Annotated in this window: 20 protein-coding genes and 1 pseudogene; 11 read left to right on the top strand and 10 right to left on the bottom strand. The window is 66.8% G+C overall.

Annotated elements, in window-relative coordinates; translation table 11 throughout:
* Window positions 1-106: 106 nt before the first annotated feature.
* The 3 genes from EX88_RS0100100 (at window position 107) to EX88_RS0100090 (ending at window position 3,393) form a co-directional block, all read left to right on the top strand.
* On the top strand, window positions 107-1,579 hold the full coding sequence (locus EX88_RS0100100) for a PhoPQ-activated pathogenicity-related family protein (protein WP_051884235.1): 1,473 nt from the start codon (window positions 107-109) through the stop codon (window positions 1,577-1,579).
* Between the two features lie 327 nt (window positions 1,580-1,906).
* Complete coding sequence (locus EX88_RS0100095) at window positions 1,907-2,641, top strand: hypothetical protein (protein WP_031369993.1); 735 nt, start codon at window positions 1,907-1,909, stop codon at window positions 2,639-2,641.
* A gap of 164 nt (window positions 2,642-2,805) precedes the next feature.
* Window positions 2,806-3,393 (top strand): hypothetical protein, encoded by a 588-nt coding sequence (locus EX88_RS0100090; RefSeq protein WP_031369992.1) that lies wholly within the window; start codon window positions 2,806-2,808, stop codon window positions 3,391-3,393.
* A gap of 83 nt (window positions 3,394-3,476) precedes the next feature.
* Here the strand turns inward: EX88_RS0100090 and EX88_RS0100085 are convergent, their stop codons facing one another.
* Window positions 3,477-4,442, bottom strand: a complete 966-nt coding sequence (locus EX88_RS0100085) for a chitinase (protein ID WP_036147687.1) — start codon at window positions 4,440-4,442, stop codon at window positions 3,477-3,479.
* 430 nt (window positions 4,443-4,872) lie between these two features.
* Between EX88_RS0100085 and EX88_RS0100080 the strand changes: the two genes are divergently transcribed.
* On the top strand, window positions 4,873-5,559 hold the full coding sequence (locus tag EX88_RS0100080; protein WP_152565988.1) for a hypothetical protein: 687 nt from the start codon (window positions 4,873-4,875) through the stop codon (window positions 5,557-5,559).
* A gap of 131 nt (window positions 5,560-5,690) precedes the next feature.
* Complete coding sequence (locus tag EX88_RS0100075) at window positions 5,691-6,035, top strand: RidA family protein (RefSeq protein WP_031369989.1); 345 nt, start codon at window positions 5,691-5,693, stop codon at window positions 6,033-6,035.
* A 938-nt stretch (window positions 6,036-6,973) separates the two neighbouring features.
* On the opposite strand, the gene EX88_RS25530 is transcribed toward EX88_RS0100075, so the two are convergent.
* The 5 genes from EX88_RS25530 to EX88_RS0100055 all read right to left on the bottom strand — a co-directional run bounded on the left by EX88_RS25530 (window position 6,974) and on the right by EX88_RS0100055 (window position 13,091).
* Window positions 6,974-8,392 carry a hypothetical protein gene (locus tag EX88_RS25530; RefSeq protein ID WP_152565987.1) on the bottom strand — a complete coding sequence of 473 codons (1,419 nt, stop codon included), beginning with the start codon at window positions 8,390-8,392 and terminating at the stop codon, window positions 6,974-6,976.
* Window positions 8,393-8,854: 462 nt separating this feature from the next.
* Window positions 8,855-9,706, bottom strand: a complete 852-nt coding sequence (locus tag EX88_RS0100070; RefSeq protein ID WP_051884233.1) for a gamma-glutamyl-gamma-aminobutyrate hydrolase family protein — start codon at window positions 9,704-9,706, stop codon at window positions 8,855-8,857.
* A gap of 11 nt (window positions 9,707-9,717) precedes the next feature.
* A complete protein-coding gene (locus EX88_RS0100065; protein ID WP_031369987.1) occupies window positions 9,718-10,848 on the bottom strand; it encodes a carboxylate-amine ligase in 1,131 nt (376 codons plus the stop codon).
* Window positions 10,849-10,980: 132 nt separating this feature from the next.
* Entirely contained in the window at window positions 10,981-11,841 is an 861-nt protein-coding gene (locus tag EX88_RS0100060; RefSeq protein WP_031369986.1) for an AraC family transcriptional regulator, read from the bottom strand.
* Between the two features lie 188 nt (window positions 11,842-12,029).
* Window positions 12,030-13,091: an oxidoreductase gene (locus EX88_RS0100055; protein ID WP_031369985.1), complete on the bottom strand. Its 1,062-nt coding sequence runs from the start codon at window positions 13,089-13,091 to the stop codon at window positions 12,030-12,032.
* Window positions 13,092-13,362: 271 nt separating this feature from the next.
* Here EX88_RS0100055 and EX88_RS0100050 point away from each other — a divergent pair, with 271 nt between their 5' ends.
* The gene (locus EX88_RS0100050) at window positions 13,363-14,643 is read left to right on the top strand and encodes an MFS transporter (RefSeq protein ID WP_031369984.1); all 1,281 of its coding nucleotides are present in this window, start codon (window positions 13,363-13,365) and stop codon (window positions 14,641-14,643) included.
* Window positions 14,644-14,673: 30 nt separating this feature from the next.
* Here EX88_RS0100050 and EX88_RS0100045 read toward each other — a convergent pair whose 3' ends face one another.
* On the bottom strand, window positions 14,674-15,360 hold the full coding sequence (locus EX88_RS0100045) for a TetR/AcrR family transcriptional regulator (RefSeq protein WP_051884232.1): 687 nt from the start codon (window positions 15,358-15,360) through the stop codon (window positions 14,674-14,676).
* A 76-nt stretch (window positions 15,361-15,436) separates the two neighbouring features.
* Here EX88_RS0100045 and EX88_RS0100040 point away from each other — a divergent pair, with 76 nt between their 5' ends.
* Window positions 15,437-15,793 carry a darcynin family protein gene (locus EX88_RS0100040; protein WP_031369982.1) on the top strand — a complete coding sequence of 119 codons (357 nt, stop codon included), beginning with the start codon at window positions 15,437-15,439 and terminating at the stop codon, window positions 15,791-15,793.
* 47 nt (window positions 15,794-15,840) lie between these two features.
* On the opposite strand, the pseudogene EX88_RS0100035 reads toward EX88_RS0100040, so the two are convergent.
* Window positions 15,841-16,332 (bottom strand): annotated as a pseudogene (locus EX88_RS0100035) (YgjP-like metallopeptidase domain-containing protein); the annotation flags it as partial.
* A gap of 79 nt (window positions 16,333-16,411) precedes the next feature.
* Window positions 16,412-18,238, bottom strand: coding sequence for an extracellular catalytic domain type 1 short-chain-length polyhydroxyalkanoate depolymerase (locus tag EX88_RS0100030; RefSeq protein WP_051884230.1), 1,827 nt, complete (start codon window positions 18,236-18,238; stop codon window positions 16,412-16,414).
* 187 nt (window positions 18,239-18,425) lie between these two features.
* On the opposite strand from EX88_RS0100030, the gene EX88_RS0100025 reads away from it, so the two are divergent.
* Window positions 18,426-19,112, top strand: a complete 687-nt coding sequence (locus EX88_RS0100025; RefSeq protein ID WP_031369979.1) for a hypothetical protein — start codon at window positions 18,426-18,428, stop codon at window positions 19,110-19,112.
* Window positions 19,113-19,190: 78 nt separating this feature from the next.
* Here EX88_RS0100025 and EX88_RS0100020 read toward each other — a convergent pair whose 3' ends face one another.
* Window positions 19,191-20,669: a phospholipase D-like domain-containing protein gene (locus EX88_RS0100020; RefSeq protein ID WP_235186170.1), complete on the bottom strand. Its 1,479-nt coding sequence runs from the start codon at window positions 20,667-20,669 to the stop codon at window positions 19,191-19,193.
* Between the two features lie 354 nt (window positions 20,670-21,023).
* Here EX88_RS0100020 and EX88_RS0100015 point away from each other — a divergent pair, with 354 nt between their 5' ends.
* The 3 genes from EX88_RS0100015 to EX88_RS0100005 all read left to right on the top strand — a co-directional run bounded on the left by EX88_RS0100015 (window position 21,024) and on the right by EX88_RS0100005 (window position 25,598).
* Window positions 21,024-21,248, top strand: coding sequence for a DUF6229 family protein (locus tag EX88_RS0100015; protein ID WP_200875773.1), 225 nt, complete (start codon window positions 21,024-21,026; stop codon window positions 21,246-21,248).
* 242 nt (window positions 21,249-21,490) lie between these two features.
* A complete protein-coding gene (locus tag EX88_RS0100010; protein ID WP_031369976.1) occupies window positions 21,491-24,328 on the top strand; it encodes a type 2 lanthipeptide synthetase LanM family protein in 2,838 nt (945 codons plus the stop codon).
* A gap of 49 nt (window positions 24,329-24,377) precedes the next feature.
* Window positions 24,378-25,598 (top strand): glycosyltransferase, encoded by a 1,221-nt coding sequence (locus EX88_RS0100005; RefSeq protein WP_036147682.1) that lies wholly within the window; start codon window positions 24,378-24,380, stop codon window positions 25,596-25,598.
* Window positions 25,599-25,911 lie beyond the last annotated feature (313 nt).

Here is a 25,911-nt window from a genome sequence, read left to right as displayed (position 1 = left end):
TCCGGCCCGGGTTTGCGTTTAGGCTGGACGCCGATACGGCAGGCGAGGGCTGAATACGATGAATCGGACGATCAGTCGGAGGACGGTTCCGAGCATTCGACCATCGATGAAACAGCGGTTGCTGGGCTGGGGATTGGCGGCGATGGCGCTCGCGTCGAGCGCGACCGCCATGGCCGCGGCCTCGACAGCGGCACCGGACACGTCGGGCCATCGCATCGATTACAGCCAGGTCTGGCCCGACTATCGCCAGCGCCAGGCGCGTGTGCCGCTGCGTTACGAAAGCCTCGGCAGCACGCCGCTGGAGGGCGTGGAGAAACGCAGTTATCGCCTGGCTTCGCAGCATTGGCCCGAGAACGGCGGCGCCATCCCGCCCGAATGGACGCATCGGGTCGACATCTACATTCCCGATGTGGCCCGGCCGAAGTCGGCTTTGCTGGTGATCAACAACGGCAGCAACCGCGCCAGCGGCAACGACCCGGTGCGGCCGCCGAGCGATTTCGACGAGACCCTGGCGCTCGAAGTCGCCCGCAGCACCCACACCATCGTGGTTTCGGTGTCGGACGTGCCGAACCAATACCTGACCCTGCCCGGCGAGACGGTCGCGAAGAAAGAGGACGTGCTGGTCGCCGCGACCTGGCGCCGTTTCCTCGACGACCCGGCGGCGAATACGACCCTGCCGCTGCACGTGCCGATGGCCGAAAGCGCGGTCAAGGCGATGGACCTGGCCGAGCGCGAACTGCGCGGCTGGCGGGTGCGTTCGTTCGTCGTCACCGGTGCGTCCAAGCGCGCCTGGACCGCGTGGCTGACCGCGATCGGCGACCCGCGCGTGGAGGCGATCGTCTCCTACGTCATCGACATGCGCATCCAGGCCCTGATCGAACACATCAACCGCAGCTACGGCGGCGGTTGGCCGATCGCCTTGCAGCCCTACCACCAGGAAGGCATCACCACGCGCTACCGGCAGCCCGAGTTCGACGACCTGATGAAGATCGAAGACCCTTACGCCTACCTGCGCACGCGCCACCGTCAGCGTCTGCGCATTCCGAAGTACCTGGTCAGCGCCAGCGGCGACGATTTCTTCCCGCCCGATGCGCAGCGGCTCTATGTCGACGATCTGCCCGGCGCGACCAGCCTGCGCGCGGCGCCGAACTCCGATCACGGCGGGGTGCGCCGGCATATGCGCGAGACCCTGATCCCGGCCTTGCAACGCTGGGGGCGCAACGAATCCTTGCCGAGCGTGCGCGCGCGGCTCAACCAGCGTGGCGGCCAGCTGCGACTGAGCGCGCGCGCCTCGGAGCGGCCGGTCAGCGCCAAGCTGTGGGTCGCCGACAATCCGGGCGGGCGCGATTTTCGCTATGCCTGCGGCATCCGTTACCGCGAATCGCCGTTGCCGCTGACCCGCAACAGCGTCGAGGCCGCGTTGACGCTGCCCGCCACGGGCTGGTCGGCGGCCTTCGTCGAATTCGCCTTCGCCGACGGCTTCGTCGCCACCACGCCGGTGCATGTGTATCCGGAAAAGACCTTTCCGCAGCAACCGCCGCCGAACGGCAACGGCGCTTGCCTGATGGTGCCTCAATAGCGCGTGCCGCGGTAAACAGAGCCACGGCGATGCGCCTGGCGCGCATCGCCTTGTGCACAGGCAGACCGAAAACGCGCCCACGGACGACCTTGTCCGAAACCAGCGAGTAATCGCCCGGCACGCAGCCTAGCTTCGCGCCGAGGGTGCTTGCTGGATGGCGATCCGTTGCCGAACCCTCCCGATGCGGCCCGCTATCGCGGGTGGCCGCCGGGAGCGCTTGCGCCTTCGCCAAGGCAATCGCCCGAGGCCTGCGCGCGCGTCCGCACTCCATCGCATCCGCTCGCGCAGGCACCGTCGCCGTATCCACCTCAGCCGAGGGATCGTCCCATGCGCCAGCCCCGTATCTCCGTCCTGCTTTCCGTCCTGCTCGCCTGCAACGCTTCGGCGCAGGCCGGCAGCCCCGCCGTCGACAACGGCAGCCACCACGCCAACCAGCGCGTGTTGTATCCACGCGATTCGAGACCCTTCGGCAAGAGCATGTCGACCTGGGGCGAAACCGCTTCGCAATGGGTGTACGCGCAACCCTTGGAGCGCAGCCCGCTGTACGACCCGACCGGCGCCAACTGCGCGGTCGACCAGCACGGGCCGGTCTGGTACATCGCCCGCATCGCCGGGCCGCCGGTGTTCAGCGGCACGCGCCACTGCACGATCCCGCGCGGCAAGTCGATCCTGCTCTACATCGGCGCGGTGGTGAACACCTATCCCTGTCCCGACCCCAACTTCGAGCCGGCGCCGGGCCAATCCCTGTACGACTTCCTGCGCCAGGATGCGGCCGCGGCGATGGACACGGTGAACCTGCTCGAAGTGAGCCTGGACGGGCGCCCGATCCGCGATGTGTTCGGCTATCGCTACGCGTCCGACAACCTGTTCTCGATCAAGGGCGATCTGAGTCTGCGCCCGCGCATGGACGGCTGCATCACCGGCGCCTGGCAGCCGGCGGTGGTCGACGGTTTCTTCATGATGTTCAAGCCGCTCGCACCGGGTTCGCATACGTTGGTCGTGCACGGCACCAATACGATCGGCCACGACAAGACTTTCACCTATTACCTCACCGCGGAATGATCGGATAGGCGGAACCCGGCCTTTCGGCCCGTGCCGGCGGTCGTGACACGCGCAAGCCGCGCGCTTCACGACCGCCGGCTTCACGCCCGTCAGTCTCCGGCGTTCTGTGTCCCGATGTCGCCCTGCGGGGTAGGCTGTGGCCATCGGATTACGGAGGCGGGGACATGGAAGGCAAGATCCTGAGCAAGGGGGCATGGTTGCTGGCGTTGGCCTTGTCGGCCTGCGTCGGCCCGGACGACGAGAACGCGAAGTCGCCGGTCGCCGCCGCACCGCCATCGCCGCCCGCGACCGTGCCCGCGGCGGCCGCGGCGTTCGATTTCGCCGCCTGGGTCGCCGCCAATGCGGCTTGCCAGGGCGAGTACTTCGCCGATGTGCAGGACGCTGCATTCGCGCAGACCCTGCGCCAAGCCGGCGTGGCGATCGACCCGGACAGCAATCTCGGCGACGTCGGCCCCGGCTGGGGCACGCTCACCCCCAGCCGTCCCACGCGTCTGCACGGTTTCCCGGTGCGCCGCGTCGATTACGACTTCGGCAGCGGTTCGACCTTCGCCGTGGTCGTCGAGGCGAGCGCGGAACAAGCGCGCGCGGCGATCGGCGCGCAGCCGGTGCCCGAGGCCTATCGCGAGTACTTCAAGCTCGGGGTGCCGACCGCGAAGCCGAGCGAGGACGTGCCGATGCCGGATCTGCGCTTCGTGCGTGCCGGCGAGCAGGCGGGCACGCAGGAGATCGGCTGCGCCGCCTTCGACGGCTGACGCGCGCGTCACCTCCGCCACCGCGAAACGTCCGGCCGCGCATGCGGCGGCCGGACGCGGCATCGATCGAGACGCGGTGCCGATCAACAGGTGAGGTTGTTGCCCGGCGGCACGCCGAGGATCGCGGCGAAATTGCGGTAGTAGGTGCCGCGGTTGAGCATCTGCTGGTGGCCCAGGCCGCTGGCGTTGCATTCGATGCCGCCGTTGATCGCACGGATGGTTTCGCCGAACGCGCGCAGGTTCACCATCGCTTGGTGCGGCGTATTGCTGGCGCCGCCGCGTTGGGTCATCCAGTACCACAGCGCGGTCTGCCAGGCGATCGCGGCGTTGGTCGCGACCAGGTCGGGGTTGTTGAGCAGGTCTAGGCCGAGCGCGTTGCCGGCGGCGGCGTAGTTGTAGTTCCAGCTGAGCTGGATCGGCCCGCGCCCGTAGTACTGCTTGTTGCCGCAGGTGCCGGCCGGTGCGCAGTAATGGTTCCAGTTGGCCTGGTTTAGCTCGCGGATATGCACCAGCCCGCCGGTTTCCTGGTTGACGTTGGCGAGGAAGGCCGCCGCTTCCTGGCGGGCGATGGTGTCGCCGCCTTCGTGGGCGAAGTTCGGATACGACTTGATCGCCGCGACCAGGCCGGCGTAGGTATAGAACGGGTTGCGGTTCGGGAACATCTGGTTGAACTGCGCCTGGGTGACGATGAAGCCGCCGCCGCCCGGCGGGGTGGTGTTGTCGCAACTGGTCGGCTGCCAGTACCAGGTGCTGATGGTCGGGTCGGTGCCGTCGCTGCCGTTGCTGCCGACGTTGACCAGCTTGTAGTACTGGCCGTTGGGCAGGTATTTCACGATGGTGCCGAGTGTGTAGTTGATGCCGCGGCTCCAGTCGACATAGCTGCAGGTCGCGCTGGGCCCGGCCTGCGTCGTCGTGTTCGGTGCAGCGGACAGGTCTTCGCGCGGTGCCTGCGGTGCGGCGAAAGCGCCGTGGGCGCAGAGCAGGCCGGCGACGGCCCAGGCGGTGCGGCGGCGCTTGCCGTAGGGGGCGGTCTGGTTGGGTGCGTTCATTACGTATCCTCGGTTGTGGACGCTCGGTCCCCCCGGGGTACGCATGCGGTCGATCCGGATGCGAGGCGTTGCATGCGGCTTGCTTATGCTTATGGGCCTTGCCTGCGCTCAGGCACCGTCGCTGCGACCGGTGCGATAGCCGGCCGTTCCCAGGATCGGCATGCGTCCATTCAGGCCGCATGCGGGTGGCGACGGTCGCGAACGACCTGCAAACGACTGTAGCGGCGCGGTCGCCGGCGAATCCGGGACGCGGTCGCGAAACGCGTCCCGGCCCGGCCCGCGCTTGCATCGAAGCGGCCGAGGCGCGACCGCGGTCGCATTTGCGTTGCGATGCGGCAACCGTTCCGGGCCGTCGCGGGGTATAAAGCGGTCGGGGCGGCCAAGGCCCGGCCGATCGATACGGGCCGTCCTCACTGCACGAGGTGATGCGATGAAACGTGGCGCAAATGCAGTTGGCGCAGTTCTCTGCGGCTTGATGTTGTCCGTGGCGCTGTGCGCCTGCAGCGGCCAGGCCGAGCGCGAGGTGGCGCAGAAACCGGCGCGCGCCGGCGTGCCGATCGACCGCAGCGAAACCGCCGAGCGCCTGGCGAAGATGCGCGGTCAGGCGATCGCCGGCGACCAGGTCGCCTTGCACCAGAACGTCGAAGCGCTCGACCGCGACCTGCGTCGCGCGATCCGCCTGGTCGACCCGGCCCGCCGTATCGACCGCGAGAATGCGCGCATCGCCGCCAAGAGCGTGGCCGGCGTGCGTTCGGCGGTATGGGTGGACGGCGAAAACCTGTTGGCCATCGTCGACCGTAACGGCCAGCGCAGCTACGGCACCATCGATGCGATCTGCAACCGGCTCGAACCGATGGGCGACACGCTCGGGGTGGTGATCAATCTGCAGAGCGGCGCGGCGCAGACCGGCGACGAGCTCGAGATCCTCAGCCGCAACTGCCAGCTCAAGCCCGGCGAACGCGCGGTGGCCCAGGCGCACCGCCAGATCGACGTGCTGCCGCCGGACGTGCGCGCCCAGCATCGCGCCAATGCCGACGCCGCGCTGAGCGGCCCGGACCGCAGCCACGAGCGCGAGGAAAGCGAGCGCATCATCGAGGCCAGCACGCCGGAGCTGTAGCGCCGTCCGGGATGTGCGAGAGAATGTGCCAGAGGACAAGGCCGCCGGTCACGGCGGTCCGGTGAGGCATTGTGCGTGTGCGCGGCGCCGGTTTGACCGACAATGGCCGCCCCACATCCAGGAGGTGATGCATGATCCAGCGATTCGACGTCGGCGCGCGTTTGTCGGAAATGGCGATCCATAACGGCGTGGCCTATCTGGCCGGCCAGGTGCCCGACAGCGAGGACCTCGACATCGCCGGCCAGACCCGCGAAACCCTGGCCTCGATCGATGCCTTGCTCGCGCGCGCCGGCACCGACAAGACCCGCATCCTGATGGCGCAGATCTTCCTGGCCGACATGGAAGATTTCGCCGGCATGAACGCAGTGTGGGACCGCTGGGTCGCGCCCGGGCATACGCCGCCGCGCGCGACCGTGCAGGCACCGCTGGCCAATCCGAAATTCCGCGTCGAGATCGTGGTGACGGCCGCGCTGTAAGCGGCCGTTCGCCACGGCGACTCCTCTCTCCGTCGGCTGATTTGGCGACGTGAAGAAAGCTGCGCATGTATTTCCGCGAAACGAACTGCTACCGGTGCAAACGCGATCTGGCCGGATCGATGACTGCATTGGAAAGCATGTTGTCGGCTTACTTCTGTATGACCTGGACTAGTTACTTCCATCGCTATTGTTTGAGAAGAGGGGCGACATAGATGCCGCTCTTCTATTGACTCTGACGTTGGTAGCGTCGGGTTCCGCAAGCGCATCCATGAGAATAATTTCTACAGCTCCTGTGCCGTACAGTCCACCACTTGGCAAGTCTGTGTCGTGGCAAGCAGGTTCTTCCCTGGCTATGCGGTTTGGATCGTCGTCGGCATAGGTTAGTGCCCACACGGCCCCTAAATGAGGCGATGGCTTCTGAAAACTGCGACGTTATTGATCTATAAGGACGCCATCTCAGTTGATCGTTACTTAGAAGATGGTTAACAAAGGTAGAGTCACCGATCATTTGGAGTTTTGGCATTCCGTTGGCACGAAGTCTGACGGAAGAATATGATCGGGCAGCTGGGAACAAACCGGAATGGAGCCAGCGTAACGCCCGAATTGGCGTGGACCTAACCTGATGCCTATGGAGTCGAGTCAGGGACGCCGCTTCAGAGTCATGCGGTGGGTGGATGGCCGATACGGCAGCACACTCATCGAAAAGTAGTGCGCCTTTCGCCTTAATCCCTCATCGGGACGTATCTTTATGATTCTGTGGTTAACAGAGTCATAGGTCAGTCCGGCAACCAGGCAGTCCGCGGCGACGCGCGGTTGCCGCTCATGCAGGTACGCGAAGTTGCGTCTCGTCCAATTGAGCACTAATTTGTGAAATCTCCGACTCTCTCTTTCGATCTTGCCCTTCGATAAACGTAAGCCAAGGACATTCAAAAAGAAGGCTAAGATTTTTGCACCCTTGAAATTTGGAAAATCGTCATTCCCTCAATTTCGTCGTACAGCAGGCGCCGGAGCTTACGCTTAACTACCCTTCCCGCAGGGCCGTCTAGATCTCTGATCGCCCTCCAAACAGTGTTGTGCTGAATTGTCCAGCACTCCCACCACGGCGATCGAATGGAGCCTGCCAAATAAATCGTTTCGAATGCCAACTCCGCAATGCGATCGTAGTAGTTATTTTCCGGCCAAAAGCCTTCTTTGGTGCGATACCGAATCCCGTCAGGTATGCCCCGTCCATTAAGAATATCGACAGATCGCTCGATGAATCTCAGCATGACCTCAAGGCGCCGCACTGCGTCGCTATCCCAAGTGTCGCCTTGTCCTTCTAGCCGATAAAGATCGAATGCAGCGTGCTCAATGCTCTCTATTGCTCCCGTGAGCGTTGACGAGAGTTCATGAAAGTGGTTGTTCACGTAATCGCGAAACGTTATTAATACGATCCGGCAGTACGCTTCCCACTGAGCCGCGTCCCACTTCCACCGGTCCTCGTAATCTGGTGAAAGCAGAGTTCCCAAGCCTTCCACTAAGCGAAAATTTCCGAACATTGCTTGGCTTAGTGGCTTGTGGTGCCCCAGTAATCCCGTTTGGAAGCCTTCGGTTTCGTGGTAAAGAAACGAATTCTTATTGCGCAGCGCGTAGGTGACGATGTTTCTGGCGAATGTACTCGCCCCGATGTGATATTTCCTTAAGTCGTTAATCGCTTGAAATATGGCAAGTGCTGTGACAGGCGATGACTCCACTACTACTTGGCAAAATCTCCTGTCTGCTATTAACTGGAAAATATCGTTGGCGAGTTGGGCTGTTTTTGTTAATTGTATTGGTTCATCTGACTCCATCAAGTCGCGTCGGCGAGCGTATTCAGGCGAAAACTTGACGAGAGGGTGCGCAGAGGACACAAGTTCGTCGGCCACGACTGCCAGTTCTGTGGGTGAACCCTGAAGAACGTATCGATAGAGTGCCCGCCCGAAACGCTCAGCATTATGCTTGCCAAATTTGGGGCGCCCGACAAACGCAAACCACACCCACCCTAGGAATGTCAGCAGAAAAATGCCAGCCAAGAGGCACTGCCACATCGCGGGCGTCAACAAATCACCAGTCGGAACTAACCATTCCTCCGCTCGCCATAAGTCCGTAAGTAAGGTAAAAGCACCTACTAAGGCGACTGTCCAGTACGTTACGCGCTGGAGCGGTAGAGGAGCAATTTGGACGCGAAACCGATAGCGACTATCTGCGATAGTCCAGGCCAAAACAAGCAAAGCTAGTCCAGCTAGCAGTTCGGGGAATCCAAATAGTTTTGGACTGGTTGAGGCGAGCGGAACGAAACATAATTTCCATACACAAGTTTCAATCGATGGTATCGGCATTCCTTTTTCCGCCCTGATCGTCCACTGGGGCAGATGTTAGCAGTTCTCCGGATTGCAGCTTCCTAGCGGCACCACAAAAGATCGCCTGACTGGCGGCTTCATGATCCAAGCTGTTTCTAGGGGAGTATTCAAGTGCCTATTTCAAGCGGCCCTTAAAAGCTCGCGTTCGTCTGACAATTGCTCTTTGCGTTATGTGACTTCGGTTTTATCTTTAGCTCCTGTGTGTCAATGTCATTCCTGCAATGAAGTTTCCGGCTTCCATTTCTGCTGCAGTCCATTCCTGAAACGGTTTCCTCGTAACGCGAAGCGGTCAAGATCGTAAAATCTGTGCTCTGGTTGGCTTGGTATCGCGCTCGTGCAATAGCTGTATCAATGAAGGCATGTCGCCGTGAGGCATCGCCGCATGATGCCTCCCCTTCTTGATTTTGGAAGCCTTACGTAACGCATGTTCCAACTGCCCTTTCATTTGGGCTGGATTTGCGCCAGCGCCAGCGCCGCTTCGGCCTGCTCGCGCTGGCGCGCCGCTTCCATGAACGCCATCAACAAGGGGCGCCCCGGCAACAGCTCGGGAAAGCGCTGGTCGTGGAACTCCGGGTGCCACTGCACGCCGACCACGAAGCCGGCGCCGGCGCTGCGGATGCATTCGGGAATGCCGTCCTCCGACCAGGCTTCCACTTCCAGGCCCTCGCCGAGGTTCTTGATGCCCTGGTGATGGATCGAATTGACTTGTGCCTGCGCCTGCGGGTACAGCCCGGCGAACCAGCTGCCCTCGCGGATCCGCAACGGGTGCGCGTGTTCGTCGTAGCGCGCCGGGATGTAGTGCTGATTGCGGGTGGCGCCGCCGTCGACCAGGTCCTGGTAGAGATTGCCGCCGTGGGCGACGTTGATCAGCTGCATGCCGCGGCAGATGCCGAGCACTGGCTTGCCGGCCTCGATGAAGGCGCGCAGCAGGTTCAACTCGAAGCGGTCGCGTTCCGGGTCGGTGGTCATCAGCATTTCGCTGGGGCGCTCGCCGTAGGCCTGCGGGTCGATGTCGGCGCCGCCCTGCAGGATCAGGCCGTCGAGCGAACGCGCGTAATCGCGCACCGACAAATCGGTGGCCTGCACTTCGCCCAGGGCGTCGACGGTCGGGATCATCACCACCAGCGCGCCGCTCGACATGACCCAGTGCGCCATCGATTGCTCGAGGTATTGCAGGGTCTTGTTGCGGAAGCCGTACGCCGGCGGCAGGTTGCGCATCAGGCGCGGCGACAGGCCGATCAGCAGTTTGCGGGCGGGCGCGGGCAGTGCGGGGTCTCGGTCGTTCGCGGACATGATCGCGGGCCTCAGGCAGCGGGTACGGTGGTGTGCAGCAGCCAATCGACCACCGACTTCAGCGCCGCCGCGCGGGTCGCGCCGCCGTCGCGTTGTTGGCGGTACAGCGCCAGTTGCGCATGCGCGCTGGTGCCGCGCGCCAGGATGTCGTCGATCGAAGCCAGGGCCTCGGCGCAGTCCAGGGCTTGCGCGTCCTCGCGGCAGAGTGCGCGCAAGCGCTGCAACTGGGCCAGCGCCGGCTCGGTGTTGCCGCGTTCGTCGATGAACTCGGCTTGCAGGCCGAAGCGTTTGGCCCGCCAGCGGTTTTCGTCGATGATCCGGCGCACGGTGGCGTTGCACGGCGGCGCCTCGGCCGGATGCATGACCAGATGGCGCATCAGGCAGCGGTACAGCGACGCGATCGCCAGGCTGTCGTCCAGGTGCGTGCAGGCATCGGCGATGCGCAACTCGACGGTCGGGAAATTCGGCGAGGGCCGGATCGCCCACCACAGCGAACTCGCATCGGCGATCGCGCCGGCGCGCACCAACACCGCGGCGAAGGCGTCGTAGTCGGCTTCGCTCTCGAAGAAGTCCGGAATGCCGGTGCGCGGCCATTCGTCGTACATGGCCTGGCGGTAACTCATCAGGCCGGTGCGCAGGCGGTCCCAGAACGGCGACGAGGTCGACAGCGCCAGCAGCAACGGCAGCCACGGCATCGCCCGGTTCATGACCTGGACGCGGTCGACGTCGTCGGGCAACTGCACGTGCACGTGCAGGCCGCAGACCAGGCTGCGCCGCGCGACGACCTGGAAATCCTCGACCAGGCGCCGGTAGCGCGGCTTGTCGGTTTCGCTCTGTTCGCGCCATAGGCCCAGCGGATGGGTGCCGGCGGCGAGCAGGGCCAGCCCATGCTCGTGGGCGAGCGCGGACAGACCGCGGCGCAGGTCGCCGAGTTGGCGCCGGGCCTGGCCGACGTCGCACAGGATCGGCGAGGCGATTTCGATCTGCGCCTGCAGCAGTTCGCTCTCGATGGCATCGCCGAACTCGGCGCGGGCCCGCTTCCACAAACGCGACGGCACCTGCGAGGCCAACAGCCGGGATTCCGGGCGGACCAGGAAAAACTCTTCCTCGATGCCGAAACTGTAATCGCACTGCGCGCTCATCGCGGATCGTTCCGCGACTGCGACGGGGTCGATGTCGTCATGGCCCCAAGGTAACGCCCCGGATGTAAGCGCGAGTTGAAGAGAGGCGGCCGGCGCGCGCGGCCGCCTCTGCTCGGGACTCTGTTCGAGGGCTTACTTCAAGGGCAGGCAGATCGCGGTCTTCCATTCGGCCGGCGGCAAGCTCGAGGGGTCGTTGAGGTATTCCTCGTACACCGGCGCGTCGCCGGCTTCCTCGAAGCTCGCCGGCAACCATTGGCAGAACAGCCAGTCGTAGGCGCGGTGCAGCTCGTTGTAGGGACCGGTGTGCACGACCACGGCATGACGGCCGCCGGCGATTTCGACCCAGCGCATGCCCTCGCCGAGCTCGGTGCCGCCCGGCACCGTCAGGCAGGCGTCCGAGCGCAGTTGATCCTGCGGCGTATCGGCCGGGCTGTCGTAGTAGATGCCGAGGCAACGCGTGTCCTGGCGCATCAGCCCGCGCGGGCCGGCCCAGGCGTACAAGGCGTGGAAGGTGTTGCCGATGGCTTGGTAATCGCCGGCGTGCGGCAGGGCGACGGTACGGATCGGGGCGAGGGTGGTGATTTCGGCGCTGTACATCAGGCTCTCCAGGGTCGGGTCGAAGGCTGCGCGCGATAACGCGGGCAGGGCGGCACGACGCTTGCGGAACGCGGCCGGCGCACAGGCGTAGGTGGCGCCGAATGCGCGGGTGAACGCGGCCACGCTGCCGTAACCGGCGCGGCCGGCGATCTGGCCGATGCTGTGTTCGGTGGTCAGCAGATCGTTGGCTGCGCGATGCAGGCGCAGCCGGCGCTGGGTGCTGGCGATGGTCTCGCCCATCAGGCCGTGGTAGACCCGATGGAAATGGAACGGCGAGAAATGCCCGGCTTCGGCGAGTTGGGCCAGCGTCAGCGGCTGGTCGAGCCGGCTCGACATGAAGGCGACGACCTTCTCGATGCGAGCGCTGTAGTGGTCGAAGGTGCTGCTGCGGTTCAAGCGGGGCTCCGGTGGCGTCGTGCCGGGCCAGTCTGGGCCGGCGCATTTGATCCAGGTTGCGGATTTGCGGGAAGTGCCCCGGCCGGGGCGGGAGACGGCGATCGTCCGCGATGCCTGGTCGTCGCGTCGTGGCGGCAGCGAAGTTTCCGCCATCGAGCACGCAGCCTGGCTCCGGCGAAGGCGATGCTTCAGACGAAACCGGCGCGTTCGCTGTCGCTCAAGGCCGGCGCCACGGCGCGAGCGGAGGCCGAGGATTCCACCGCCGCTTCCAGCACCGCCATCACCGCGATCGCCTGCGCCGGCGTCACCGGATTCTCGCCGTGGCCGAGCAGCGCATCGCGCACCGCCATGTAGTAACGACGTTGGTCGCCGGCCGGTGTAGGCAAACGGCGGACGCCGTCGCCCTCGTGCAGGATCAGTTCGTCGTCGTCGCGGCCCCAGTCGGGCGCACCCGGGCGCATGCCCGACAACAGCTGCGCTTCCTGGCGGTCGGCCAGAGTCTTGACCACGCTGCCGCGGGTGCCGTGCACCAGGAAACGCGGGCTGCCGCCGGCGGCGAGCATGCTGCCGTGCAGGATCACGCGGCGCGTGCCGTATTCGAGCACCGCATGGGCCCAGTCGCTGACCTGCGCGCCGGGACGCTGGGTCGCGAGGCTGGCGATCACCCGCTCGGGCAAGCCGAACAGGTGCAGGGCCTGGTCGACCAAGTGCGGGCCCAGGTCCCACCACAGCCCGCTGCCGGGGCCGGCCTGTTCGCGCCAACGTTCGCGCACCTGCGGCCGATAGCGGTCGATATGCGACTCGAAATGCGCGACCTCGCCCAGCAGTCCGTCGTCGATGACCTGCCTGATGCCGAGGTAGTCGCTGTCCCAGCGGCGGTTCTGGAACACCGACAGCAGGCGTCCGTGCTGGGCGGCCAACGCGGCCAACCCGCGCGCTTGCGCGAGGTCGAGGGTGAAGGGCTTGTCGACCACCACGTGCTTGCCGGCGGCGAGCGCGGCGCGCGCGAGCGGTGCGTGGCTGTCGTTCGGCGTGGCGATGACCACCAGATCGGCGCGCGCATCGGTCGCGGCAGCAAAGGGATCGGCGAGCACCGCGACCTCGGGGTGATCGGCCTGGACCTTGCCGGCATCGCGCGAGCCGACCACGCTCAGGCGCAGGCCCGGCGTCGCCGCGATCAGCGGCGCATGGAAGGTCTGGCCGGCGAAGCCGTAGCCGATCAGGGCGACGTGGATGGAGGGTGCGCTCATTGCCGGGACTCGTGCGGGGGATGCGGACACCTTGCCGGATCGGCGCGTGTGCGGCCACTGGGGGTTCGGGTCAGTCGGGTTGCAGGCTTTGCCAGAACGGCGCGGCCGCTCGCGGCGGCCGGATATCGGCGCGATCGGGCGCAGGACGGTCGCGGCTCGACCAAAGGAAATCCCTGCGGGACGCCGCTCCAAGCCTGATATTGCGTGGCGGCCTCGCCTGCGAGGGCCCGGATCGGGTAACAATTCACCGGTCCCCAGGTTGGAAAACGCAATGAGCGCAGCCGCACCGGCGTCCGCCAATTCCCCGTCCCGCGTGCTGTTCGCCAGCCTGATCGGTACCACCATCGAGTTCTTCGACTTCTACATCTACGCCACTGCGGCGGTGTTGGTGTTCCCGAAGCTGTTCTTCCCCTCGGCCGATCCGGCCTCGGCGACCTTGCAGTCGCTGGCGACCTTCGCCCTGGCGTTCTTCGCCCGCCCGGTCGGCTCGGCGGTGTTCGGCCACTTCGGCGACCGCGTCGGGCGCAAGGCGACCTTGGTCGCGGCGCTGCTGACCATGGGCTTGTCGACGGTGGCGATCGGCCTGTTGCCGACCCATCAAAGCATCGGCATCGCCGCGCCGATCCTGTTGGCGCTGTGCCGCTTCGGCCAGGGCCTGGGGCTCGGCGGCGAGTGGGGCGGCGCGGTGCTGCTGGCGACCGAGAACGCGCCGCCCGGCAAACGCGCCTGGTACGGCATGTTCCCGCAGCTCGGTGCGCCGATCGGCTTCTTCCTGTCGACCGGCATCTTCCTGTTGCTGACCGACACCATGGGCGACGAGGCCTTCTTCGCCTGGGGCTGGCGGGTGCCGTTCCTGGCCAGCGCGGTGCTGGTGTTCGTCGGCCTGTGGGTGCGGCTGCGGATCAGCGAAACCCCGGCGTTCCAGCGCGCGATCGATCATCACGAACGCGTGCGCCTGCCGATGCTCGAGGTGCTGGTCAAGCATCCCGGCGCCCTGGTCGCCGGCACCTTCGCCGCGCTCGCGACCTTCGTGTTGTTCTATCTGATGACGGTGTTCGCGTTGAGCTGGGGCACCTCGCAACTGGGCTATTCGCGCGAGCAGTTCCTGCAACTGCAACTCGGCGGCGTGTTGTGTTTCGCCGCGACCATCCCGTTGTCGGCGATGTTCGCCGACCGCCGCGGCCGGCGCCTGGCGATGATTCTGTCGACCCTGGCGATCCTGTTGTTCGGGATTTTCTTCGCGCCCTTGTTCGCGACCGGCAGCGCCTGGGGCACCTTGCTGTTCCTCGGTCTGGGCCTGGGCATCATGGGCCTGACCTACGGCCCGCTCGGCACCATCCTCGCCGAGATGTTCCCGACCCCGGTGCGCTACACCGGCGCTTCGCTGGCGTTCAACCTGGCCGGCATCTTCGGCGCGTCGCTGGCGCCCTACATCGCGACCTGGCTCGCCGGCCGCTACGGCCTGGCCTATGTCGGCTATTACCTGGCGGCCGCGGCGGCGCTGACCCTGATCGCCTTGCTGGCGGTGCGCGAGGATCGCAGCGCGGTTTGATTCGCGGTCGATGATCGACGCCCTGCGGCGCTAGTGCGTGCTGCCAGGCGGGTCCTTACGCTTGCGGGTCTTCGCGATGGTATCGACAGCGCGCGGCGGTCCCAGATAGCCGAACACCGCGTGCAGCACGCGCCGTTGCAGCGGCGCGGCTTCGGTCTCGCCGCGTTCGCCGGCGGCATCGACCAGGCTGCGCACGATGGCGATGGTGTCCAGGGCGAGGATCTCCGCGGCGGTGGCGCCATCGCCGACGACGACGGGCGCGTCGGGCCGCTGCAGCAGGGCGAGCACGCAGCTTTGCGCGGCACGGTCGACCTGCAGGTCGCGGTCGCGCAGCGGCAGGCGCCGTTCCTCGAAATCCAGCAGCCGCGCCAGGGCCGGTCGATGCAGTTGATGGGCGATCGCCGCGCGCACCAGGGCGACGACGCCGTCGGCATAGCTCGCCTGTTCCGGCACCGCGGCCAGATCGGCGAGCAGGGTGGCGGTCTCGCGATCGATCAGCGCCGCGGTCAGCGCGTCCTTGTTGGGGAAGTATTGGTACAGCGAGCCGACGCTGACGCCGGCGCGCTCGGCGACGGCGTTGGTGTTGTACGCCGGCAGGCCGCCGCGTTCGAGAATGCGAGCCGCCGCTTCCAGGATCGCCGCGACGGTTTCGGCGGCGCGGCTTTGGCTGGGTTTTTTACGCGGTTTCAGGTTGGTTTTGCGGCGCGGCGAGGGCATGGCGAATGCGAGTAGTGAATGTGAGCAATCGCTCATATTGTGTTCTCACTTTCCCCGCAACGCCAACGAGAACCTCATGAGCGAGCAACAAGAGACCTTCCCCCTGACCGTGTTCATGCTGGTCAAGACCCAGCCGGAGTGGCTCGGTTTCGACATCGACACCCGCTTCCGCCTGCTTGAAGAACAGGTTGCGCCGATCCTGCACAAGCACCGCGACGAAGTGAGCCTGCGCTTCTACGACATCGAGTTCTACAACGCCCGCGTCACCGATATCTGGCAATGGCAGGCGCGCAGCCATCATGCCTACGAACTGGTGGTCGAGGCATTGCGCGAAACGCCGTTCTGGGACCGCTATTTCGCGATCGTCGAGATCCTGCCGGGCGTCGAGAACGCCTATGCGAGCAATTACGGCCGGACGCCGCTCGCGGCCTGAGCGTCGGCGCCGTCGGACGCCGCGGCGCCGGCTTCGCGCCGGGTCGCGGCTTCCAGTTCGAGCTGGGTCAGGTACAGGCGCAGGTCGAACTCGTGCTGGTGATAGTCCGGGTTCATGTGCGCGCACAACTGATAGAAGGGCTTGTCGTGGTCGCGGTGCTTGAGATGAGCCAGCTCGTGCACCGCGATCATTTCCAGGAACTCGGCCGGCGCATCGCGGAACAGGGTGGCGATGCGGATCTCGCGCGCGGCCTTGAGCCGGCCGCCCTGGACGCGCGAGATCGCCGTGTGCGTACCCAGCGCATGCCGGACCACATGCAGCTTGTTGTCGTAGATCACCTTGTTGAGCGGGTCGCTCTTGCGCATGTAGCGGTCTTTGATCTGGACCACGTACTCGAACAAGGCCTTGTCGTCGCGCACCTGGTGGCGGCTGCTGTAGCGGTTGCGCAGCACTTCGCCCAGGCGCCCACTGTCGATCAGCGCGCGCACCTGGTTCAGCACGCGCTCGTTGTAGCCGCGCAGGTAGCGAAGGTCGTCCATGCGCGAACGATACGGCAAACCCGTCCCGGGCCGCGAGACCGGGGTCGAGGCTGCTTCGGCGCCGGCGCTGAATTGGGACTCAGGGCCGGTATTCGACCCTCAGCTTCGCGCTCGCGCCGCGGTCGATCCACAGGTAGTGGGTAGCGCCCGGCGCCTGCTCGAAACGCAGGCGCAACTGGGTGCGGCCGCCGCGGTTGAGCGCATTCAGGCCGGCCGCGCTGAATGCGGTGCTGGTCTGGCGGCCGCCGCTGAAGCGCGCGAGTTCCGCCACCGCCGTTGCATCGGCGGCGGCCGAATAGTCGCCGGCTTCGATGGTGCAGGCGCCGAAGCAGCCGCTGCGCGCATCAACCAGCAGGCGATTGCCGGCCGGCTGGCTCCAGGGATCGCCGTAGGCGCTGCGATAGGCGACGCTGAGCGAGGTGGCGACCACGGTCGCGCCATCGGGCAGGGCCGAGGTATCGAACGAGAGCAGGCTGCGGTTGTATTTGCCGTCGCTGCCGCGGCCGATCGCCAGGCCATAGCTCGCTTCGAGCGTGCCGACCGCGGCCGCGCCGGCGTCGGCATTGGCCTTGACGTAGCCGTCGTTGGCGTCTTCGTTGTCGAATTCCATCACCAGGGGCGGTCCGCTGGTACCGCCGCTGACCTCGACCTGGACTGCGAGCGAGACGGCGGTGTTGCCGGTCACGTCCTCGGCGCGCGCCTGCAGATGGTGGATACCGTTGCTGACGGTGCTGCTGTCCCAGCTCGCCGCATAGGGCGCTTCGCCATCGCTGGCGAGCAGCGCGCCGTCCATGAGGAAATCCACGCGCTCCACGCCGACGTCGTCGCTGGCGTTCGCGCCGAGGGCGACCACGCCGCTGACCGAGGCGCCGTTGGCCGGCGAGGTCAGCGCGACCTGCGGCGGATTCGCGTCCAGATCGTCCAGCCCCCAGAAGCGGCCGATGTAGTAGCTCGAACACAGGTTGACATCGAGCACGTAGGCGCCGGCCGTGCCGCACTGGCTTTCGCCGCTGCCGGGGTCGACCGGCGTGCCGTGGCCCATGCCGGTGATCGAGTAGGTTTCCACGCGCGGCTGCCCGGCGGCATCGCGATAGACCTTATGCGGATAGCCGGCGACGCTGTCTTCGACGTCGGCGACCGCGTCGATGCCATGTACGTTGGTCCATTGCTGCAGACTTTCGGCTTGATTGGCCGGACGCACGACGTAGTCGGCGTCGCCGTGCCAAATCGAGACGATCGGCCAGGGGCCGGCGTGGCTGCTCGCGGCGCGCACCTTGTCGCCCCATTGCGCCGGGGTCAGGTCGGTGCCGGGCGACATGCACGAAAACGCCGCGCTCGAACCGAGCGCGCAGCGGTAGGGAATGCCGGCGACGATGGCGCCGCCGGCGAATACTTCGGGGTAGGTCGCCAGCATCACCGCGGTCATCGCCCCGCCCGAAGACAGGCCGGTAACGTAGACGCGGTCGGCGGCGCCGGCGTGATCGCTGCGCATGCGCTCGATCATCTGCCGGATCGACAAGGCCTCGCCCTGGCCGCGCGTGCTGTCGCCACTCTCGAACCAATTGAAGCAGGCGTTGGCGTTGTTGGCGCTTTGCTGCTGCGGCAGCAGCAGGGCGAAATGCCAGCGCTGGGCGAGCAACTCCCAGCCGGTTTCGGCGTCGTAGCTGGCCGCGTTCTGGGCGCAGCCGTGCAGGGCCACGACCAGGGGCGCATCGGCCTGCAATCCGGGCGGCACGTATTTGTACATGCGCAGATTGCCCGGGTTGCTGCCGAAGCCGGTGACTTCGGTCAAGGCCAGAGCCGGCGTCGCCGCGCACAGCGCGCCGAGGGCGAGGGCGCAGCCGGCGATGCGCGCGGCGGTGCGATACGGACGCAGGCGCGCGGAGGGAAGGTGCGAAGCGAACATGCGGTCGACTCCCTCGCCGGTAGCGAGTCCGGCGTGGCCGCAGTGGGCCACTGCGGACCCGCGCGCGCCATCGTCCGATGGGGCACATTGCGCTGCAGCACGGGGCCGCGCCGCTGCGTCGCGGGCTGGGCGATACTGCCGCGGGCCGCGATCGCGCGGCCGCAGATGCCGATCCGGAGCGGTCCACATGCACTACCTGTCTCAAGACCTGGCGTGGGTGATCGACGGCTTGCCGCCGTTGGCCCTGGCCAAGCCGCATTTCCTCGCCGCCATGCTCGCCGCGGGCGAAGAACATGCGCCGGTGCTGGCCGAATACCCGCAGGCCCGGCATGAAGATCTGGAGGCGTACTACCTCAGCCTGCGCGGTATCGGCGCTCTCGACGAGGATCTGCTCCACGACCTGCTGTTCGCGCATTCCTTCCGCGAGCTGGCCTGCGGCGCCTGGCTGGCGGCCTTGGCGCCGCAACCGTCGTATCGCCGGTACCTGCTCGACGCGCGCGATCGCGCGCCGCATCAGCAATACCTGATCGATCTGGCCCTGGCCATGCTCGACGGTGAAGGTCGCGACCGCGGCGAATGGCCTTGCGATGCGCAGACCTTCGCCGACACGCAGCGTATCCGCGCCGCGCTGGATGCCTTGCCGAGGCCCGCGGTGCCGCTGCGTCGCGCACCTGCGCCGTCGCTACAGCAGCGTCTGCAGGAAGAGGACCAACGCATCCGCGAGCTCTACCGTCGCGAAGGCAGCGCCGCGGCGCTGGCGGCGATGAGCGGCAGCGCTACGGCGTTCTATCGCATGGACTATCCGGCCTGGCATCGCCTCGGCTGTCCCGGCCTGGAGGAGTTCCTGGCCGGGCAGGGCGGCCGCGACGCTTGAATTCGCCGCACGGCGCGGTTGCCGACGGCCGCGACTGCATCAGGGCGAGGCGTTCTCGCGCGTCGTTCGTCGCCGCCGTCAGTAGCTCGACAGCCCGCTGGCTTCGCCGAAGCGGTACCAGAGTTTGCGCCAGCCGGATTCGTCGGCGTAGGCCGCATAGTCGACGCTGATGCCGCGGTGGTCGCCGTTGCCCCAGCTCTGCTCGAAATAGCCCGCGGCCTGGCGCGCGACCGGTGCGTCGGACTCGGCCACGACACGCACGCTGCTTTCCAGGTTGTAGTCGTCGAGATTGCGGCGAGTGTAGTTGGCCGAGCCGGCGATCAGTTCGATGCGGCCGTCGCGGGCGGTCTTCAGCAGCAGCTTGGCGTGGCATTGCTCGCCGTGGGTGTCGCACCAGCGCAGGGGCACGCCGGCGGCCTGCAGTTCGCTGGCGACCTGGCGATTCGGCACGCCGTCCTTCTTGCGCCCGAACGCGTCTTCGTTGGGATCGAGCAGCACGCGCAGGGCGACGCCGCGTTTGTGCGCGGCGACCACGGCGTGTACCAGGTCGCGATGGGAGAAATAGAACACCGCGATGTCGATGCGGTCGCCGCCGCGCGCGCCGTCGATGGCGGCGAGCAAGCCGTCGCGGATCTTGGCTTCGGTCAGCAACTGCACGCGCGGCGCCGAGGTCGTGTCGACGATGGTCGGCGGCGGCGCCGCGACCGGCAGGCCTTGCGGCCAATGCCCGTGCGACATCGCCACCACTGCGCGTTCGCTCATCAGCACGTCGAGCGCGGCGGCGCCGCGAAAGCGCAGGGCGATATTGCCGTGGCGGCTGCTGCCGTCGTGCGGGTTGGCCGAAGACACCAGGGCGGTCCAGCCATCGCCCTCGTCGACGACCAAGGTCTTGCGATGGTTGGCGTTGAGATTGAACAGAGCGAACCAACTGCGCAGGGTGACCTTGCCCGACCCGAACGGATTCGCCAGCCAGCCGCCCTGCGCGTCGTTGCCGGCCCAACTGCAGCACAGATTCCACAGCCCCGACCAGGTCGGGTTCGGCGTGCGCAGGCGGCGCAGGTCGGTGATCACCACTTCCACGCCGGCCGCGCGCAAGGCCTGCAATTGCGGCGATTCGAGACCGCCGTAGACGGTGTTGATCGGATCGGTGATCAGCACCGCGCGCAGTTGCGGCACGGCGCGTTTGCGCGCGATCAAGGCCGCGCTGAGTTCGTTGCTGAGGCGGCGGTGCCGCAGGTTGCCGGCATCGGCGCCGAAGTCGTTGAACAGGAACAGGTCGGCGACCACGCCGCGCTGCGCCTGGCCGATCAGGCGCAGGGTTTCGTCGAATATGTGTTGCTCGGCGAGCCTTTGTTTGGCGCCGTCGACCCAGCTGACGTCGGTCAACAACTCGACGTTGTCGGCCGAGCGCAAGGGCCAGTGCTGGCTGATGCCGGGCGGCAAGGGTTTGTAGACGTGATAGACGCCCGTCGCCAACCAGGCCAGCGCGAATACGGCGAAGGCCGAACGCAGCCAGCGGCGTCGACGGGGGGCGGGCGGATCGAGTTCGATGTTCAAGATATTCCTGTCGGCTGGCGCCGTGCATTCCGTGACGAAGTTATAGGACTGGACATGCGGCGTCGGTGTCGCTCGGCATCGATGCGGCGCGAGCCCCGCGACGACACCGCGATGCAGGGTGCGGCATGGCCGGTCAAGGCGAGGTCATGCGCAATCCGATGGTGCATTGCAGCGGCGTAATTGACAGTTGACATCGGCCGGTCCGAGCGCGCAGCGTGTCGGCGCGGAGTTGAGGCGACGGGTTCGATGGCGGCACGTTATCGCTCCGGAGCAAAGGGCTTCGCTTACGTTCGACGTCAACGATCGGGACCGGCCCAGGCTCGGATATCGATGAACGGATGTCCGGGATGGACTGTGACCGATTTCACTTATGTTGTGAACAAGGAGAAGTTTATGCAACAGATCGACGACATCGTTTCGGGCTGGCTGAATGGTGCGGAAGGCGGCATGGAAAATCCTGCCGGCCCGCTGTACATCGAAGGCACGTCCGCGACCGAAGCCGCGTTGACCGACAGCAGCCTGCCGCTGTGGACGCGTTGCAGCAGCTGTAGCGCTTCCGGCGGCGGCCAGTGCTGCTAAGCCGTAGCTGAAGGGCTCGCTCCCGATGCGAGTCGGGAGCGAGTTTTTGCGGCCGGCGGCGACGATCAGGTCCGCGGCCGCCATCGCCACCACGAGCCCGACCCCACCGCGCCGCCGCGCATCGATAGCCGCGCGGGGCAACGCCTGCGTGCCGAGCGACGGAGCGTCGCCGCTGCAGCGCGTGCCGCGCCGGCCGGGCTCGTGTTTGCTTCCCATCGATCCAGGCAGGATGCGTCGAACCGATGAGCGACACCCGTAGCGGCGAATCGTTTTTACCGATCATCGAGATGTTCACCGCCGACGCGCGCCGCGCGCTCGGCGCGAGCCTGGAAGCGCTGGCGCCACGCCTGCACGGCGACGAGATCGCCTTGCTGCGTCAGGTCGGCGAACAAGGCCTCAACGACAACGCCCGGCTCAAGATCAGCCGCACCCTGTTGCTGGAGCTGCACGCGGCCAGGCTTGGCGGGCAACTCGACGCCGAGGACGCCGCCGGCCAGTTCGCCCAGTTCATCGCCCTGGCCACGCAGGCGGAGTTCGAGCCGCATCTGCGCCGCCGCTATCCGGCGCTGCACGGGCGCCTGCAGCGCTCGCTGGAATTGCAACGTCTGGCGCTGGAATCGCTGGCGGCGCGTTTCGCCGCCGATCGCGAGGCTTTGTCGGCATTGCTCGGCCGCCCGGCCGGGCGCTTGCTCGCCCTGCAACCCGGCGAGGGCGATCTGCACGACGGCGGCCAGACCGTTGCCCGCCTGACCCTGGAAGGCGGGCGGGTCATGTACAAGCCGCGCTCGTTAAAGATCGACCTGGCGCTGGACGCTTTCCTCGCCCAGGTCTTCGCCGACGATGCGCAACGCATCAGGGTGCCGCACGCGCTCGACCGCGGCGCCTACGGTTGGGCCGGTTTCGTCGAGCACCGTTACTGCGACGGCGACGACGAACTCGCCGGCTTCTATCGCAACCTCGGCCATTGGCTGGCGGTGATGCAATTGCTCGGCGGCACCGACATCCATCAGGAAAACCTGATCGCGGCCGGGCCGGTGCCGGTGGCGATCGACGTCGAAAGCCTGTTCGCGGTCGAGATCGAAGCGCCGCCGTCCGGGCGCGGGCATGCCTTCGACCTCGCCTCGGAACTGATCCGCACCTCGGTGCTGCGCACCGGCATCGTGCCGTTCCGCGCGCCCGCGCTCGGCTTCGGCGGGGTCGACATTTCCGCGGCCGGCGCCTTGCCCGGCGAGCAGCCGCAGATCCGGGTGCCGACCATCGCCGACGAGGGCACGATGCAGGCGCGGCTGGCGGTGGTCAGCGCCGACTTCGGCCAGTCGCAGAACCATCCCAGCCCGCATCCGGACGTGTCGCGTTATTGGGACCGCATCGCCGATGGCTTCCTGGCCGCGACCGCGCGCCTGCGCGCGCTCGATGCGCAGGCTGCATTGGCCCCGTTGTTGCAGGTGTTTCTCGGTTGCCGAGTGCGCGATATCCGCCGCCCGACTCAGGCCTACGTCGAGATCATGCGCATGCTCTGGCATCCGGCCTCGTTGCACGACGAACCCAAGGCGATCGAGCGCGCCCGCGACATCCTGGCGCGCAATGCCGCGGTGCTGCCGATCGCGCCGTCGGCGCCGGCCGAGATCGACGGCGAGATCGACGACATGCGCCGCGGCGACGTGCCGATCTTCGTCGCCCCGCTCGATGCCGCGCGCATCGAGGAGGCACTGACCCACTGGCGCGGCATGCGCGTCGAGCTGGAAGAGCTGACCATCCGCAGCGCCCTGGTCACGGTCGACCTCAATCAGCGCCTGGGCAAGAACGAACGCGTACGCAGCGACATCGTCGCGCGTAATCCGCACGCCGAACGCCTCGACGCGCGCCGCCGCGCGGTGGCGGCGCGCGCGGTCGAACAACTGCTGCAACTGGCGGTGCGCGGGGGCGACGGCACCGTGACCTGGATCAGCCCGGTGCTCGGCGACACCGGCTGGGTGACGCGTCCGCTGCAGGCCGACTTGTACACCGGCCTCGGCGGGGTGGCGCTGGCCTTGGCCGGCTATCTGCACGAAGTGGGGCAGGGCCGCGCCGACCCGGTCGAAGGCACCGAGGCCGCACTCGACGGCGCCATCGCGGTGATGCGCGCGATCGAAGCACAGGACCGGCCGAGCACGGTCGGCGGCATGATCGGCTTTGGTGCGCAGGTCTGGACCTGGGTCGCGCTGCACGATCTGTTGCGGCGGCCGCAGATGTTGGAGTGGGCGGTCGAGCGTGCCGAGGCGATGGCCCTGGCCGGCTTCGACGGCGACCAATACCTCGACCTGCTCGAAGGCGCCAGCGGCAGCATCGTGCCCTTGTTGCAACTCGCCGAAGTGCATGCCGACCCGCGTTGGCCGGCGTTGGCGGCGCAGGCGGCGCGCTATCTGGAAACGCAGGCGATCGTCGACGAACGCGGCGCGCGTTGGCCGTCGACGATCTTCGCCGAGCCGGTCGGCGGTTTCGCCCACGGCGCCAGCGGCATCGGCTGGGCCTTGACCCGGATCGGGCTCAGCGAGGCCGGCGATGCCGACGAACGCGCGCGCTGGCTGGCGCTGGCCGAGCGCGCTTTCGCCTTCGAGGACAGCCTTTACGACGACGCGGCCGGCAGTTGGCTCGACGCGCGCGTGCCCGACGAACGCCAGTTCCTGCATGCCTGGTGCCACGGCAGCGTCGGCATCGGCCTGGCCGCGAGCGATCTCTATGCCCGCACCGGCGCGTCGCGGCATCTGCGCACCCTGCGTCGCGCCGCCGCCGCGGCCGGCCGCGACGGCTGGGGGCTGGGGCATACGCTCTGCCACGGCGATCTGGCGCTGTGGGAGCTGTTGACCCGTGCCGCACGCCTGGACCCGGAGGGCAGTGCCCAGACCGACCCGGTCGAGCACAGCGCCCAGATCGTCTCGGCGATCGAGGAACATCGCGGCGCGGTCGGCAGCCGCGCCCGCGACGCCTTCACCCCGGGGCTGATGACCGGCGTGGCCGGCGCCATCCACACCCTCAATCGCATGCACCCGCAGTGCGGCCTGGCCTCCCCGTTGCTGTTCGAGCGGCATGCGCCGGCGTGAGCGCCGCGGCCGCCACAAATCCGTCATGAGCGAGGCCTAGGCTGGCAGGATGAACATCCTGATGCTGTCGGACGTGTACTTCCCGCGGGTCAACGGCGTGTCGACCTCGATCCGCACGTTCGCCCAGTCGCTGGCGCGCAGCGGGCATGCGGTGACCCTGGTCGTGCCCGACTACGGTCCCGGCAGCGGCCAGGAACTGCACGACAGCGACGAGTTCGAGATCATCCGGCTGCAGGCGCGGGTGATCTTCTTCGATCCCGAAGACCGCCTGATCCGCGCACCGGAATTGCGACGGATTCTGCCGCAACTGGCGCAGCGGCACTGGGACGTCATCCACATCCACACGCCGTTCCGCGCCCACCGGCTCGGCGTGCAACTGGCGCAGGCCAGCGGCCGGCCGACGGTCGAGACCTACCACACCTATTTCGAGGAATACATCGGCCACTACCTGCCGTGGGCGCCGGCGCCGCTGCTGCGCTTCGTCGCCCGGCGCGTGTCGCGCACGCTCTGCCACGGCGTCGACCACCTGATCGTGCCGACCGCGCAGATGGTCGAAGTGCTGGATCGCTACGGCGTGACCACGCCGTCGACAGTGCTGCCGACCGGCATCGACCTGGCCGAATTCGCCCGCGGCGACGGCGCGCGTTTCCGCGCCGAGCACGAGATCGACGCGCGGCGGCCGACCATCGTCACCGTCAGCCGGCTCGCGGTGGAGAAGAACATCGCCTTCCTGCTGCAGGTGGCGCGCCGTCTGATCGCCGATTTCCCCGAGCTGATGTTCATCATCGCCGGCGAGGGGCCGGACGCGGAGCGCCTCAAGCGCCTGTCGAAGGAGTACGGCCTGGAACGCAACGTGCGTTTCTTCGGCAACCTCGATCGCCGCACCAGCCTGCTCGATGCCTACCGTGCCGGCGATGCCTTCGTGTTCGCTTCGCCGACCGAAACCCAGGGCCTGGTGTTGATCGAAGCGATGGCGCTCGGCGTGCCGATCGTCTCGACCGCGGTGATGGGCACGGCGACGGTCCTGCGCGGCGCGCGCAGCGCCGTGGTCAGCGAGGAGAACGTCGAAGCCTTCGCCAGGCACCTCGGCGATGTGCTGCGTTCGCCGCAGCGCCGCGCCGAACTGTCCGCGGCCGGCCCGCTCGACGCGCGAGCCTGGAGCACCGAAGGCCTGATGGAGCAGGTGGTGGCCTTGTACCAACGCCTCGCCCAGGCCAAACCCGCCTTGATGACCACGACTTCGACCGCGGCGACCGAGTTGTCGCGCTAGGTTTGGCGTGAGGCCGAGGTTGCGCGGTCGCGACTGATGTCGCTCCTACAGAGCTCCTGTCGTTACCGTCGCACCTGCCGTAGCCGTAAAGATTTTGCCATTGCCATTGCCATTGCCATTGCCATTGCCGTTGCCGTTGCTGTGCGTCGCTTCGCACTAGCGAGGGCAACAGAAGACCCGGAGGGCGGCGCGCAGGGATGCGCGCCGTTTTTCATTGGGACAGGGATGTCCCGTATGAAAAATCTCTGCGTCGGCATCGCTCGTGCGGGCTGGTGATTCAAAGAAAAGCATTTTTCTTTGGTTACCTTTCTTT

Source organism: Lysobacter antibioticus, from assembly GCF_000731095.1.
Lineage (GTDB): Bacteria > Pseudomonadota > Gammaproteobacteria > Xanthomonadales > Xanthomonadaceae > Lysobacter > Lysobacter antibioticus_B.
Note: the sequence above shows the minus strand (reverse complement) of the source record. Positions and strands in the feature narration are given on the sequence as shown.

Excerpts from the sequence above, each read along its gene's own strand:
- EX88_RS0100065 (WP_031369987.1), bottom strand. The coding sequence starts at position 10,848 with ATGAGCGCGCAGTGCGATTACAGTTTCGGCATCGAGGAAGAGTTTTTC.
- EX88_RS0100050 (WP_031369984.1), top strand. The coding sequence starts at position 13,363 with ATGAGCGCAGCCGCACCGGCGTCCGCCAATTCCCCGTCCCGCGTGCTG.
- EX88_RS0100005 (WP_036147682.1), top strand. The coding sequence starts at position 24,378 with ATGAACATCCTGATGCTGTCGGACGTGTACTTCCCGCGGGTCAACGGC.
- EX88_RS0100025 (WP_031369979.1), top strand. The coding sequence starts at position 18,426 with ATGCACTACCTGTCTCAAGACCTGGCGTGGGTGATCGACGGCTTGCCG.
- EX88_RS0100080 (WP_152565988.1), top strand. The coding sequence starts at position 4,873 with ATGAAACGTGGCGCAAATGCAGTTGGCGCAGTTCTCTGCGGCTTGATG.
- EX88_RS0100045 (WP_051884232.1), bottom strand. The coding sequence starts at position 15,360 with ATGCCCTCGCCGCGCCGCAAAACCAACCTGAAACCGCGTAAAAAACCC.
- EX88_RS0100075 (WP_031369989.1), top strand. The coding sequence starts at position 5,691 with ATGATCCAGCGATTCGACGTCGGCGCGCGTTTGTCGGAAATGGCGATC.
- EX88_RS0100070 (WP_051884233.1), bottom strand. The coding sequence starts at position 9,706 with ATGTCCGCGAACGACCGAGACCCCGCACTGCCCGCGCCCGCCCGCAAA.
- EX88_RS0100090 (WP_031369992.1), top strand. The coding sequence starts at position 2,806 with ATGGAAGGCAAGATCCTGAGCAAGGGGGCATGGTTGCTGGCGTTGGCC.
- EX88_RS0100095 (WP_031369993.1), top strand. The coding sequence starts at position 1,907 with ATGCGCCAGCCCCGTATCTCCGTCCTGCTTTCCGTCCTGCTCGCCTGC.
- EX88_RS25530 (WP_152565987.1), bottom strand. The coding sequence starts at position 8,392 with ATGCCGATACCATCGATTGAAACTTGTGTATGGAAATTATGTTTCGTT.
- EX88_RS0100085 (WP_036147687.1), bottom strand. The coding sequence starts at position 4,442 with ATGAACGCACCCAACCAGACCGCCCCCTACGGCAAGCGCCGCCGCACC.
- EX88_RS0100055 (WP_031369985.1), bottom strand. The coding sequence starts at position 13,091 with ATGAGCGCACCCTCCATCCACGTCGCCCTGATCGGCTACGGCTTCGCC.
- EX88_RS0100040 (WP_031369982.1), top strand. The coding sequence starts at position 15,437 with ATGAGCGAGCAACAAGAGACCTTCCCCCTGACCGTGTTCATGCTGGTC.
- EX88_RS0100100 (WP_051884235.1), top strand. The coding sequence starts at position 107 with ATGAAACAGCGGTTGCTGGGCTGGGGATTGGCGGCGATGGCGCTCGCG.
- EX88_RS0100030 (WP_051884230.1), bottom strand. The coding sequence starts at position 18,238 with ATGTTCGCTTCGCACCTTCCCTCCGCGCGCCTGCGTCCGTATCGCACC.
- EX88_RS0100010 (WP_031369976.1), top strand. The coding sequence starts at position 21,491 with ATGAGCGACACCCGTAGCGGCGAATCGTTTTTACCGATCATCGAGATG.